Annotated in this window: 16 protein-coding genes; all 16 read right to left on the minus strand. The window is 51.6% G+C overall.

The features are described 5' to 3' along the window. Positions 1–35: 35 nt before the first annotated feature. The 16 genes from ACTTK7_RS04900 to ACTTK7_RS04975 all read right to left on the minus strand — a co-directional run bounded on the left by ACTTK7_RS04900 (position 36) and on the right by ACTTK7_RS04975 (position 12,799). Positions 36–1,067, minus strand: coding sequence for a tetratricopeptide repeat protein (locus tag ACTTK7_RS04900; protein ID WP_462866280.1), 1,032 nt, complete (start codon positions 1,065–1,067; stop codon positions 36–38). A 193-nt stretch (positions 1,068–1,260) separates the two neighbouring features. Then, on the minus strand, positions 1,261–1,890 hold the full coding sequence (gene hisIE, locus ACTTK7_RS04905; protein WP_322526898.1) for a bifunctional phosphoribosyl-AMP cyclohydrolase/phosphoribosyl-ATP diphosphatase HisIE: 630 nt from the start codon (positions 1,888–1,890) through the stop codon (positions 1,261–1,263). Beyond that, positions 1,887–2,645 carry an imidazole glycerol phosphate synthase subunit HisF gene (gene hisF / locus ACTTK7_RS04910; RefSeq protein WP_462866282.1) on the minus strand — a complete coding sequence of 253 codons (759 nt, stop codon included), beginning with the start codon at positions 2,643–2,645 and terminating at the stop codon, positions 1,887–1,889. The genes hisIE and hisF overlap by 4 nt, the downstream gene beginning before the upstream one ends. Further along, complete coding sequence (gene hisA, locus ACTTK7_RS04915; protein WP_462866284.1) at positions 2,645–3,376, minus strand: 1-(5-phosphoribosyl)-5-[(5-phosphoribosylamino)methylideneamino]imidazole-4-carboxamide isomerase; 732 nt, start codon at positions 3,374–3,376, stop codon at positions 2,645–2,647. The genes hisF and hisA overlap by 1 nt, the downstream gene beginning before the upstream one ends. Next, positions 3,369–4,013 (minus strand): imidazole glycerol phosphate synthase subunit HisH, encoded by a 645-nt coding sequence (gene hisH, locus ACTTK7_RS04920; protein ID WP_462866286.1) that lies wholly within the window; start codon positions 4,011–4,013, stop codon positions 3,369–3,371. The genes hisA and hisH overlap by 8 nt, the downstream gene beginning before the upstream one ends. Before the next feature lie 20 nt (positions 4,014–4,033). Further along, positions 4,034–4,624: an imidazoleglycerol-phosphate dehydratase HisB gene (gene hisB, locus ACTTK7_RS04925; RefSeq protein ID WP_462866288.1), complete on the minus strand. Its 591-nt coding sequence runs from the start codon at positions 4,622–4,624 to the stop codon at positions 4,034–4,036. Position 4,625: 1 nt separating this feature from the next. Continuing rightward, positions 4,626–5,897 carry a histidinol dehydrogenase gene (gene hisD, locus ACTTK7_RS04930; protein WP_462866440.1) on the minus strand — a complete coding sequence of 424 codons (1,272 nt, stop codon included), beginning with the start codon at positions 5,895–5,897 and terminating at the stop codon, positions 4,626–4,628. Further along, positions 5,897–6,538, minus strand: coding sequence for an ATP phosphoribosyltransferase (hisG, locus tag ACTTK7_RS04935; protein WP_462866289.1), 642 nt, complete (start codon positions 6,536–6,538; stop codon positions 5,897–5,899). Before hisG ends, hisD begins: the two co-directional genes overlap by 1 nt. Continuing rightward, positions 6,531–7,718 (minus strand): ATP phosphoribosyltransferase regulatory subunit, encoded by a 1,188-nt coding sequence (locus tag ACTTK7_RS04940; RefSeq protein WP_462866291.1) that lies wholly within the window; start codon positions 7,716–7,718, stop codon positions 6,531–6,533. Before ACTTK7_RS04940 ends, hisG begins: the two co-directional genes overlap by 8 nt. Positions 7,719–7,917: 199 nt before the next feature. Next, the gene (locus tag ACTTK7_RS04945) at positions 7,918–8,397 is read right to left on the minus strand and encodes an acyltransferase (RefSeq protein WP_462866293.1); all 480 of its coding nucleotides are present in this window, start codon (positions 8,395–8,397) and stop codon (positions 7,918–7,920) included. After that, on the minus strand, positions 8,394–9,050 hold the full coding sequence (gene ppaX, locus ACTTK7_RS04950; protein WP_462866294.1) for a pyrophosphatase PpaX: 657 nt from the start codon (positions 9,048–9,050) through the stop codon (positions 8,394–8,396). The genes ACTTK7_RS04945 and ppaX overlap by 4 nt, the downstream gene beginning before the upstream one ends. Before the next feature lie 25 nt (positions 9,051–9,075). Further along, positions 9,076–9,906 carry a prolipoprotein diacylglyceryl transferase gene (gene lgt, locus ACTTK7_RS04955; protein ID WP_462866296.1) on the minus strand — a complete coding sequence of 277 codons (831 nt, stop codon included), beginning with the start codon at positions 9,904–9,906 and terminating at the stop codon, positions 9,076–9,078. Positions 9,907–9,942: 36 nt separating this feature from the next. Next, positions 9,943–10,878, minus strand: coding sequence for an HPr(Ser) kinase/phosphatase (gene hprK / locus ACTTK7_RS04960; RefSeq protein WP_462866298.1), 936 nt, complete (start codon positions 10,876–10,878; stop codon positions 9,943–9,945). A 203-nt stretch (positions 10,879–11,081) separates the two neighbouring features. Continuing rightward, positions 11,082–11,444: a phage holin family protein gene (locus ACTTK7_RS04965; RefSeq protein WP_091613443.1), complete on the minus strand. Its 363-nt coding sequence runs from the start codon at positions 11,442–11,444 to the stop codon at positions 11,082–11,084. Next, positions 11,444–11,650, minus strand: coding sequence for a PspC domain-containing protein (locus ACTTK7_RS04970; protein WP_091613446.1), 207 nt, complete (start codon positions 11,648–11,650; stop codon positions 11,444–11,446). Before ACTTK7_RS04970 ends, ACTTK7_RS04965 begins: the two co-directional genes overlap by 1 nt. A 21-nt stretch (positions 11,651–11,671) precedes the next feature. Next, positions 11,672–12,799: a DUF4097 family beta strand repeat-containing protein gene (locus ACTTK7_RS04975; RefSeq protein WP_462866300.1), complete on the minus strand. Its 1,128-nt coding sequence runs from the start codon at positions 12,797–12,799 to the stop codon at positions 11,672–11,674. Positions 12,800–12,826 lie beyond the last annotated feature (27 nt).

A 12,826-nucleotide genomic window follows, 5' to 3' on the forward strand; every position in this document is an offset into this window, starting at 1 on the left:
GTATGGCAGCCGCTTTTTGGCGTCCAGTACTCTGCTTACTGCTGAAAATCGTCCTGTACCATTTCTCTTACCCTCTGTCCGGTCAATATATTCTGTTCATATTCCCGGTAAAGCTGTTTTACTTCCGGGTGATCGAGCTGACGGTTCTGTTTCCACCATTTTGCCGCCTGTTCCGTTTCACCGAGCAAATATAACGCCGCTCCGTGATAAAACGCAACCGATCCGCGTTCAATCACGAACCGTTTATGATAAAGACGGGCGTAACGGCAGGCATCTTCATAATAGCCAAGATACGTACAGACCGCGCTGATCCAGTGAAGGGACTCCCGGTCGAGCGGAAGGATCGCTGTAAGCACGTTCATCACTTCCTTCGAACGCTCATGCTCCCCTTCGCTTTCATACAATGCGGCGAGCTGACAGCTGGCCGGCACGTAAGCGCCCTCCTGGTGCACCGTTTCCAGCAGCTTTACAGCCTGCTCCGTGTCTCCGCGGTGCTGGTGCAGCTTTGCCAGCTGATGGTAAGCGGCCCAGTAATCTGGCTCCTGCTTCAAAAGCTCTTCAAATAGTTCCTGGGCTTCCTGCACCCTGCCTTTATCAGCCTTTTCCACTGCCTGTTCATAAATAGTCATGTCTCCTGGATGCTCGAGAAGACCAGGCTCATTTTCTTTAATCATTTCGAGCAGTTCCTTCGTTTCTTCTGCAAAGTCGCCTTCCGGTGCGATCTTCATATAATAACCGGCTGTTTCCGCTGCTTTTTCAAAATTGCCCTGGAAGGCATAATTGTTGGCCAGAAAGAAGTAGCATTCGGAGCGTTCCGGCTCAATTTCTTTGAGCACCCGGTCGAGGATGTCGTTGGAGCGGTCAAACCGTTCCATGTCTGTATATATGGCGGCAAGCTGGCATTGAAACAACCCCTTGGAGGGTTCGAGCTCGACAGCTCTTTCCAAAAAGAGAACGGCGCGCTTCAGGTGATTTTTCTGATAAGCCACCACGCCCCGCTGAAAGAAATATTCACCTGACTGCAAGAAAGGAATAATTGCGTCTTCGTTTTTTTGTTTTGAGCCCAATTCCTTTCATCCTTCCTTCATTTGTTATTCTTTGTTCCATCACGTTCCACATCAATTGTGACATTATAACACGCCCCCTGCTTCATGAAAACTCCCAGGACCCCGCATGTTTTTTCAGCAGCCAAAGACGGCGAAGGAGGATACCAAAGAAAAAACCGTCCGGAGAGGACGGTCTTTTCTGCGGTCAGCCTTATTACGAACGATGTCTTTCTTCGAGCACCCGCAGCACATCATCAAGCGGAAGCTTCTGTTCCCGCAGCAGCACCAGCAGATGGTAAAGAAGATCAGCTGTTTCCCAGCTCAGCTCTTCGTGATCCCGGTTTTTCGAAGCAATAATCACTTCTCCGGCTTCTTCACCGACTTTTTTCAGAATTTTATCCACGCCCTCGGTAAACAAGTACGTCGTGTAGGCGCCCTCCGGCATTTCTGCCTCGCGGGTGGCAATGACCTGCTCGAGCTCATTAATAATCGCGAACCGCCGGCCGTCGGCTGACTGTTTTTCTTCCGACAGCAGCGAACGGGAAAAACAGCTGTAGTCCCCTTTATGGCACGCAGGGCCTTCCGGCTCCACAAGCACATTTAACGCGTCACTGTCGCAGTCATACCGGATGTCTGTCACCTGCTGTTTGTTTCCCGAGGTTTCCCCTTTATGCCAGAGCTCCTGGCGGGAGCGGCTGTAAAACCAGGTTTCTTTCGTATCGATTGTTTTCTGCAGCGATTCTTTGTTCATATAGGCAAGCGTCAGTACCTCTTTACTGACGGCATCCTGCACTATGGCCGGAATCAGGCCTGCTTCATCAAATGTTAGTTCGTCGACGTTCATCGTACTAAGACTCCTCTCTCCCGGATAAAAGCCTTCACTTCTTCAATCGATGTCTCTTTATAATGAAAGATTGAAGCAGCGAGTGCCGCATCCGCCCCTGATTTTTCAAATACATCTACAAAATGCTCTTTGGCGCCAGCGCCGCCGGAGGCGATAACAGGCACGTCCACTGCTTCGCTGACCGTTCGTGTCAAAGCCTCATCAAAGCCAGTCTTGGCTCCGTCCTGATCCATACTCGTCAGAAGAATTTCGCCGGCTCCGCGGGCGGTGACCTCTCTCGCCCAGTCGACGACTTCCCAGTCGGTCGGCGTTCGGCCTCCGTGGGTATAGATTCTCCAGGAGCCGAGTGAATCATCGTACTTTGCATCAACCGCTACAACAATACACTGGGAGCCAAAATAGGTGGAGCCCTGAGTAATTAAATCAGGGTTTTTGACCGCAGCCGTATTGAGCGAAACCTTGTCTGCCCCGGCACGGAGCATGTTGCGCATATCATCGACCGAGCTGATGCCGCCGCCGACCGTAAAGGGAATTGCGATGCTTGCTGCCACCTGTTCCACGACATCTATCATCGTTTTCCGTCCTTCATGCGAGGCGGAAATATCGAGAAAGACAAGTTCGTCTGCCCACTGCTCATCATAAAACGCAGCGAGTTCCACCGGATCACCGGCATCCCGCAGCTCTACAAACTGTGTGCCTTTCACGACCCGGCCTTCTTTCACATCCAGGCATGGAATAATCCGTTTCGTAAGCATTACTGTACCTCCTTCACGGCTTCTGCCACATCTACTTGGCCGGTATATATCGCTTTTCCGACAATGACACCGGATATCCCTTTATCCCGCTTCTCTGCAAGATTCCGGACATCCTCCATCGTCCCGATGCCGCCGGAAGCAATAACATTTACGCCGGTCGCTTCTGCGAGCTGCCTTGTCGCCTCGACGTTTGGCCCGGTCATCGTCCCGTCGGTGGAAATATCGGTGAATATAAACGTCTCCGCCCCGTGGGCAGCCATTTCCCGGCCAAGCTCAACGGCTGTTACCTCCGACGTGTCGAGCCAGCCGTTGACGGCTACATACCCGTCTCTTGCATCAAGACCGATAGCGATACGGCTGCCGTGCTTTTCAAGCATATCCCGGGCAAATTCCGGATACTGCAGGGCAACACTGCCGAGTATCACCCGGTCCACGCCGTTGGATAAGTAATAGTCCACATCCTCCTCGGTCCGGATGCCTCCGCCAACCTGGATACGGACATCAAGCTCCCGTGCGGCACGAACGACGTGCGCATGATTAATGCGCCGTTTTTCTTTTGCCCCGTCAAGGTCGACCATATGAATCCAGGAAGCTCCCGCCTGTGCAAATGAAGCAGCCATTTCAAATGGCGAATCCCCGTAAACAGTCTCCTGATTGTAATCGCCCTGAAAAAGACGGACACAGTTGCCGTCCCGGATATCGATGGCCGGGTATACAATAAAATCACTCATGAGCTCCGCTCCTTTCCCGGACAATCGCCCCGAAATTTTTCAGCATGCCGATGCCGACTGTGCTGCTTTTTTCCGGATGGAACTGCGTGCCCATGACTTCACCGCGGCCAACCACCGCCGGCACTGTTTCGCCGTAATCGCTTGTCGCAATCAAAACGTCCGGGTCGGCGGTTTCTATCACGTAGGAATGCACAAAATACGCATGGCTCTCCTCCACATTTTTCAAAAGCGGATGGTCCGGCTGATGAAACTTGAGCGAATTCCAGCCCATGTGCGGCACCTTCAACCTTCTTCCCTGGCTGTCTTTTCCGGAAAAGCGGCGGGCATACCCCGGAAGAAACCCGAATCCTTCTGTTTCCCCGTGCTCGTCGCTGCCTTCAAACAACAGCTGCATTCCAAGGCAGATACCAAGCAGCGGTTTGCCATCAGCCGCCCAGTGTTCAATAAACTCAAACTGCCCGTTTTCCCGGATTAAATTCATGGCATCCCGAAAAGCACCAACCCCCGGAAGAATCAGGCCGTCCGCTTCCGCAAGCTCCTCTGTGTGCTCGGATACAAAATAAGGAATATCCAGTCGTTCCAGTGCTTTTTTCACACTGTACAGGTTGCCCATGCCATAATCGATTATTCCTATCACAAGCGCTCCACTCCTTTTCTTTACAGCATTCCTTTGGTTGAAGGAACACCTTTCACTCTTGGGTCCAGCTGGGTCGCTTCATCAAGAGCCCGTGCCATCGCCTTAAATACCGCTTCAATAATATGGTGGGTATTGTGTCCGTAATGGACGACGACGTGGAGGTTCATCCGGGCCTCCACCGCGAATTTCCACAAAAACTCATGCACGAGCTCGGTATCAAATGTTCCCACTTTAGCGGACGGCAGCTCCGCCCGGAACTCAAGGTGCGGACGGTTGCTTAGATCCACAATAACCTCTGCGAGCGCATCGTCCATCGGAATTTTAGCCTGGCCGTAGCGGCGGATACCCTTTTTATCGCCGAGCGCCTGGCCGAAGGCTTCGCCGAGGCAGATACCGATGTCCTCGGTCGTATGATGATCATCCACTTCCACATCCCCTTCGGCCTGCACGTTAAGGGAGAAATGGCCGTGCTTTTTAAACAGGTCAAGCATGTGGCTCATAAATGGCACGTTCGTCTGTATGGTCCCGTCCCCTTCGCCGTCGATGCCAAACTGCAGGCGGATGGATGTTTCTCCCGTTTTGCGTTCGACGCTTCCTGTACGTTCTGCCATTCTACTTCTCCCCTTTCCGGATATCCACTGCGCGCGCGTGTGCTTCAAGGCCCTCAATCCGGGCGATCGCAGAGATATATTCGCCGTTTTCCTCGAGTGCTTCTTTGCTGTAGGAAATCACGCTGGACCGTTTCACAAAATCATCGACACCGAGCGGGCTCGAAAAGCGGGCCGTCCCGCTCGTCGGAAGTACGTGATTCGGGCCGGCAAAGTAATCGCCGACCGCTTCGGCACTGTACGGCCCTAAAAAGACAGCCCCGGCATGACGAATGGAGCCGAGCAGGTTATCCGGCTGGGCGGTCATGATTTCCAGATGCTCCGGTGCAAGCCGGTTCACAGCTTCCACCGCCTCCGCCATCGTTTCTGTTAAGTAGATGGCTCCGTGTTTATCAAGCGACTCCTGCGCAATTTTTTTGCGAGGGAGGTCTTCAAGCTGACGCTCAAGCTCTTCGGCCACTTTTTGGCCGAGCGCCTCCGAGGTGGTTACAAGCACAGCCGAGGCGAGCTCATCGTGCTCCGCCTGGGAAAGCATATCGGCCGCAATATAATCCGCCCGGGCTGTGTCATCAGCAAGCACAACAATTTCGCTTGGTCCCGCGATACTGTCGATCGCCACCTGGCCGAACACTTCGCGTTTAGCCAGCGCTACATAAATGTTGCCGGGCCCGACGATTTTATCTACCTTCTGGATGCTTTCCGTGCCGTAGGCAAGCGCGGCTACCGCCTGCGCTCCCCCGATTTTCACAATATTTTTAATGCCAAGCTCACTGGCCGTGACGAGCACCATCGGATGAAGGCGCTGGTCCTCCCCCGGCGGCGAGCACATCGTAATGCTTTTCACGCCCGCAGCGATTGCCGGGATGGCATCCATCATAATGGTCGAGGGGTATGCTGCCTTGCCGCCCGGTACATAAATACCGACGCGGTCGAACGGAATAATCCGCTGGCCGAGCATCGTCCCGTCTTCTTTTGTCACCATCCAGGACTGCCGGAGCTGGCGATGATGAAAATCACGGATATTTTCAATCGCTTTGCGGATCGCTTCGAGCTCTTTATCGTTCACCTGATTATACGCTTCATCTATTTCTTCCTGCTGGACAAACATCTCATCGAGCGTCACGCGGTCAAATATCTCGGTCAGCTCAACGAGTCCTTTATCCCCGTTGTGACGCACCTTTTCAATAATGGAGGCGACCGATTCCCGCTGCTTTTCGGTCCCTCCTTCAATGGTGCGCTCAAGCGTTACTGATTTATCCAAGGGGGTCACGTTCATCATACCTGCTCTTCCACTCCTATCACCTGGGCAACACGCTCCACAAGATCATCAATAACAGTATCCTTCAAACGATAGCTTACCGGATTGACGATCAGCCGGGACGTGATCGGCACAATTGTTTCAAGCTCTATTAAACCATTCTCCTTCAGCGTCTGGCCGGTAGAAACAATGTCTACAATACGGTCTGCCAGACCGACAAGCGGGGCCAGTTCAATCGAGCCGTTTAATTTAATAATTTCCACCTGTTCCCCCTGCTGCTTAAAGTACTGTGTCGCCAGGTTTGGGTACTTGGACGCCACCTTTGGATTTATATCGGACTTCTCATACTCTGGAAGCCCGGCAACTGCCAGGTAGCAGGCACTGATTTTCAGATCCAGCACCTCATACACGTCACGCTCTTCTTCAATCATCGTATCCTTGCCGGCGACCCCGATGTCTGCCACTCCGTGTTCAACATAGGTGGGCACATCCATCGGCTTTGCCAGGATAAAGCGCATATTTGCTTCCGGAGCGTCGACGATCAGCTTTCTGGATTCTTCAAACTCCGGAGGAATAGGAAATCCGGCTTTACGGAGAAGCTGCACCGCTTCTTCGAAAATCCGTCCCTTTGGCATCGCGATTGTCAGCCATTCATTCATGCGAAGCTCCCTCCTTCTTTTTTCCGATCATGGATACAACATCTTCATAGGACCCGCTCAGCTGATCCACGTCCTCTACGCCGCGGATATCCTGAAGCACGACCCGTTTTCCGGTTTCGCGGAGTTTGCGCGCGTGATCCACCGCTTCCGGGCGGCGCTCCGGACTGAACAAGATACACGTCTGGGAAGGCACCGCTCCAGTGAGGCCGAGGGCTTCGACCAGTAAATCAAGCCGGAGACCGAATCCGACAGCCTGGGCCGGACGGTTAAACTGCTGCAGCAGTTCATCATAGCGACCACCGCTTCCAAGCGGCACACCCAGGTTGTTGCCGTAGCTTTCGAATACGATGCCAGTATAGTAGCTCATATGCATAAATAAGTTAAAGTCGAGCTTAATGTAATCGGACAGCTCGTAGTGTTCAAGCACCGTTTTCAGCTCCTGCAGCTCTTCGACCGCTTCCTTTGCCGCCGGCGTCTGAACCAGATTCAAAGCTTCGTCCAGCGTCCGCCAGTCGCCCCTCAGGCGCAGCAGGCTGTTAAGCTTTTTCTTATCCAGAGACGAAAGCGGGAGATTTTCCACATGCTGGCGGTAGCCGACATAATTTTTTTCATATAAAAACCGGCGCAGGTCATCAGCACGTTCATCATTTCCAAGCACCTCTTCAAGCAGCGCATTCACGTACCCGACGTGTCCGACGGTAATTTGAAACGTAGTCAGCCCAGTTTTTCGCAGAGCTTCGATCATAAGAGAAACAACTTCTCCGTTCGCGCTCGAAGTGCCGTCTCCAATCAATTCCACGCCAAGCTGTTCAAATTCTGCCGGCCGTCCTGCCTCAAGCTGCTGCGCGCGAAAAACGTTAGTATGATAAGCCAAACGGATCGGAAAGTGCTGGTTCTGCAGACCGGACGCCGTCACCCGGGCGATAGGCGCAGTCATATCCGGGCGCAGCACCAGCGTCCGCCCCTGCTGGTCGAGCAGTTTAAACAGCTGGTGATCAAGAATCGCCGAAGCGCTCCCGACCGTATCGTAATATTCCAGGGTAGGCGTTTCGACGGGCAGATACCCCCAGCTTTCCCATTCATCGTTAATGACCCGTTGTACGTTCCGTTTTGTCTGAAAATATCCCGGAAGCGCATCGCGCATGCCGAGCGGCTTTTCAAACATAAAAAGCTTACTCATACTCTCTCTCCTTTTCTTTTCACGGTGCTTTAGTTCGCTAATGTACTAACAAAATAAAGAATAACCATAGTTTACACATCTTTTTTTACACCGTCAATTTTCCATCTCTGCTTTCATTGTAACAATATTTGCTGCCCTATCAGCCTTTTCCGTCTCCAAAAATGCGAAAAGCCGGCTCTCTTGAAAGCCGGCTTGAAGCCTACGTTCTTATCCGCATCGGACTGCCGCCGGCAAAGGCCCGTGCCGGCACGTCTTTATGCACGACCGTTCCCGCTGCCACCACAGCCCGGTCTCCAATCGTCACCCCGGGCAGAATAGTCACATTGGCACCGATCATAACCTCGTTTCCGATTACAATGTCGCCAAGACGGTATTCATCAATTAAATGCTCGTGTGTCAAAAGCGTCGACTGATAGCCGATAATGGAATTGCTGCCAATATGGATTTTCTCGGGAAACATAAGGTCCGGCATAACCTTGTACGCAAGCGCCGTTTTTTCACCTATTTCTATTCCAAGCAGCTGCCGGTAGATCCATCTTTTCACAGATACAAAAGGTACGACCCGGGAAGCTTCAATAACAGCTGTATTTCTGAATGCCTTCAAAAATGGAACCGTCCGGTACATCTGCCACAAAGCATTGGTATTATTGCCCGGGAAATAACGATCTGTTTTTCTCATTCTTCTGTTTCTCCAATAATATCGAGCAGATCGCTCATCCGGGTGAGCATCCAGTCCGGTTCATAATTTTTCAGAAATGATGCCCCTTTGATGGTCCATTCCACTCCGGCTGTGTGCACCCCGGCATTTTTCCCTGCCAGAATATCAAACTGGCTGTCCCCGATCATAATGGTTTCCTCCGGACGGGCATTCAGCTGTTTCATAGCTGTTTGCAGCGGTTCCGGATGCGGCTTCGGATTTTCGACATCATCCACCGTAACGAACGTGGAGAAAAAAGGAAGCAGCCCAAGCATATTAGCCCCCTTGACCGCCGCTTCCTTCCGCTTTGTCGTCACAATACCAAGGGAATAGCCGCGCTCGTACAACGTTTTGATAGTGTCGTATACTCCGTCGTATTCCCGGACGAGCGTTTCATGGTTCGCCAGGTTGTGGGATTGATACGTATCAATCATCTGTTCCACCTGGCTCGGATTGCTGCTGATGCTTGAAAAGTTATCCGCCAGCGGCACCCCGATCCAGCTGATGATGTCATCTCTGCTGTATTGGTCAGGAGCGTAGTACGTCAGCACATGTTCATATGAAGAAATGATTAAATCATTTGTATCAATCAGCGTGCCGTCTAAATCAAACAGCAGTGTATTCCATCTGGTCATGATGCTTCCCCTTTCGCTTTCATCCTTATATGCCGGGACCATCTTTACTTAAGTATCTTGCTTTTGCAAGGCCGGCCTGCCTGCGGTATAAAATCAGACTCACGGCTGCTACGATCAGGAGCACCGAAATTAACTGCGCCACCCGGATCGTATCAAACAGCATTAGGCTGTCGGTCCTCATCCCTTCGATAAAAAAGCGTCCGAAGGAATACCAGATAACATAGGTTAAAAACAGCTCCCCGCGGCGGAGGTTAACCCGGCGCAGCCCTAAAAGCAGTAAAAATCCTGCAATATTCCAAAGCGATTCGTACAGGAACGTGGGATTATAGTAAGCTCCCTCAATATACATCTGGTTAATAATAAATTCCGGCAGATGCAGCCCCTCCAAAAACGAACGGCTCACTTCATCGCCGTGGGCTTCCTGGTTGATAAAGTTGCCCCAGCGGCCGATCGCCTGCCCTAAAATGATACTCGGCGCGGCAATATCCGCCAGCTTCCAGAAGGAGACCCGTTTAACCTTCGAGAAAACGATGCCCGTAAGCACGGCGCCGATCAATCCGCCGTGTATCGCAAGACCGCCTTCCCATACGGCCAGAATACTGCCCGGATTCTGTGCGTAGTAATCCCACTCAAAAATCACGTAATACAACCGGGCGCAGATAATCGAAATCGGTATGGCAAAAATGAGCAGATCCGCGAAAATATCTTCCGGGAGCCCGCGTTTCTTTGCTTCATAGGAAGCTAAAATGTACCCAAGCAGAGCGCCCAGGCCAATGAGAATCCCGTACCAGTAAATAGGCACAGACCCGATTTCAAAGGCGACCCGGTCGATAGGCTGAATCGATGAATAAATCATATCCCCTGCCACTCCTGACTGCTAAATGTGTAGTAATTAAAATTCTTCTTTATCACCGTCGTCAATCATCTGTTTCAGCCGATCCGAAAACTGCTGGGCTGTGTTCACGCCCATCCGTTTCAGCCGGAAATTCATGGCCGCTACTTCAATAATAACGGCGAGGTTTCGTCCCGGCCGCACCGGAACAGTCAGCTTCTGAATCTCTGTGTCGAGCACCTGAAGCGTCTCTTCATCAAGACCGAGGCGGTCGTACGCTTTTTGCTCGTCCCAAAGCTCAAGATGAATGGTCAGCGAGATTCGTTTATACGGCCGGACGGCGCCTGCCCCGAACAGCGTCATCACATCGATGATGCCGAGTCCGCGGATTTCAAGCAGATTCTGGATAAGCTCGGGAGCCGTGCCCACAAGGGTATCGCCGTTCTGCTGACGGATTTCGACAGAATCATCCGCTACAAGCCGGTGCCCCCGGCGCACGATATCGAGCGCCGTTTCGCTTTTTCCAACACCGCTTGCCCCGGTGATCAGCACGCCGATGCCGTAAATGTCCACCAGAACGCCGTGCATGGCTGTGGATTTGGCCAGTTTTGTATCGAGATAGTTCGTCAGCTGGCTGATCAGCTGTGTGCTTGGCAGATGCGAGCGCATGATTGGCACCCCGGTCTTTTCCGCATTTTCAATCAGCTCCGGCGGGGCCACCAGTCCCCGCGAAATAACAATACCCGGAGTGTCGTATGTACAAAGCTTTTCCATGCGCTCCTGCTTTTCTTCGTCCTGAAGCTGTTGAAAAAAAGAAAGTTCTGTGCGCCCGAGCAGCTGCAGCCGCCGGGCAGGATAATATGTAAAAAAACCAGCCATCTCTATTCCCGGACGGGAAATATCGCTCGTGGTTATCGCCCGGTACAGCCCTTCTTCCCCGGCAAGAAGCTCTAATTGAAACCGCTCCTTTAAATCCGTTGCTGTCACTTTTGCCATCATGCTGCCTCCCTCAAAAATCGCTCTGTTATATCGTGAATGCGTTTGCTCTCTCTACTTCGTACGTTGCTATTGTAGCACGTTTTCAAAAGAAGATGGAACCTGCTCCGTAGGATTTCAGTTTCACTGCTGCACGAAAAAGACCCGCCTGCAGGCGGGCCATTTTTCACTTATTATAATTTTTCCCAGTTTCCGGAAGACCGTCACGTTTTTCTTCCGCTCAGCGGATTCACGAAAAGGTTGTACATCAGCATATTTAAAACAGCGATCACTACAGCAGCAAGAAAAGCCATGCCAAAGCCGGACATGTTAAAGGCTTCTCCCATAACCGCTGATGTAAGCATCAGCATCAACGCATTGATCACAAAAATAAACAATCCGAATGTAACGACTGAAAGCGGTAGAGTGAAAAAAATTAAAAGCGGGCGAATCACGAGATTGATCAGCGTCAACACTAAACCAGCCGCAATAGCTGCCCCAAAGCCGTCAATAGTAAAGCCGGGGAAAAACCCGGCTACTACCATTAATGCAATAGTGTTAACAATAAAAGGTACTAAACAGCCCATTAGGAGACGGCATCCTCTTCATCAGGGAGAAGCACGGCTAATACGAGATAAATCAGAAGCACCCAGGAGGTAACCGGGAGAATAACGAGCACCACACTGATAATCCGTATTAAGGAAGAATCCCAGCCGAGGTAATCCGCCAATCCGCCGCATACGCCTGTCAATTTCCGGTCTTCACGGGATTTGTACAACTTCTTTTTTGCCAACCTGATCACCCTTTCAGTTTTTTATTCATGACCCTGCACGGTTATGGCACCAGTTTTTGCCGAAGCCTCCAGTCTAAGCGTTGGAGTCGAATCCGGATTGGATACAAACTGATAATACTTTTGCATGAATTCGCTTTTTTCTTCTTTCACTTCGATGTTGTCGAGCAGACACTTGTAGTTCCCGACGTTTGTACGGAGTACGCCCTCCGTTCTGATGTCCCGCGGCGTAATCACCTTGATGCTCCCCGTTGTAGTGGAAAGAAGCGCCCGGCTCCTCTCACTAAGGGACGTGTACCGGGCCGTAATCGCCCCGTTCAGCGCCTCTGCTTCAATATCTGAAAGCGATCCGTCATAATGAATCGAACCGTTCCATGTTTTGACGTCGGCGCTGCCGATTTTACCTTCTTTCAGTTCCACTGACCCGTTGGCTGTCTCCACTGCCAGATAGCCGGCAGAAGCATGCAGCACTGTAATTGCCCCGTTGCTTGCTTTGACGTACAGATTATCTGTCTGAACTCCGTCGATCCGGATATCTCCGTTAAACGTCGATACATCCATTTTGTCCATCGATTTTTCCGGCACATAAACGATCGCCTGGACTTTATAGTGGCCGGACCTTGAAGCAAAGCGGAGCTTCCCGCTCCGGGAGTCAAAATCAGTTCCTTCGATGAACTCACGGCGGGCTGCGTCTTCACTTTCCTCGGTATAGGCTTTTACCTGGCAGGCAACACGGATGGTGCTGCCCTCCCACTTCTGACAGATAAGGCTTCCGTTTTGAATAAACATGTCGAGCGAGCGAATGTCACTCTCATCATGTTCAAACGTATGCTGGAAGTCTACGGCTGGGCCGAAATTAAAGTCGAGGTCAAACCGTTTAACGCGGTCAAGCGCATGATCAAAAAAGCCGGAGAGCATCGCAAACGGGTCTTCCTTACTTTTTCTCTTCTGGCTGCCGGCTGCTTTCTTATCTGTCCGGTAGGCACCGCTTCTCCGGGATTCGGAGGAGCCGCCTTCCCCTTGTTCCTTGCTGTCTGCCTGGGGACCGGACGATGCGCCTGATCCTTTGGCCCGGAGCAGTCGTTCTCCTTCTTCAAGAGAAATAATACCGTCTTCCATCATTTTCAGTATTCGCTGACGTTCTTCATCCATTTCATGTTCCTCCTTAGGTAATATATC

Source organism: Marinococcus tarijensis (assembly GCF_054971385.1).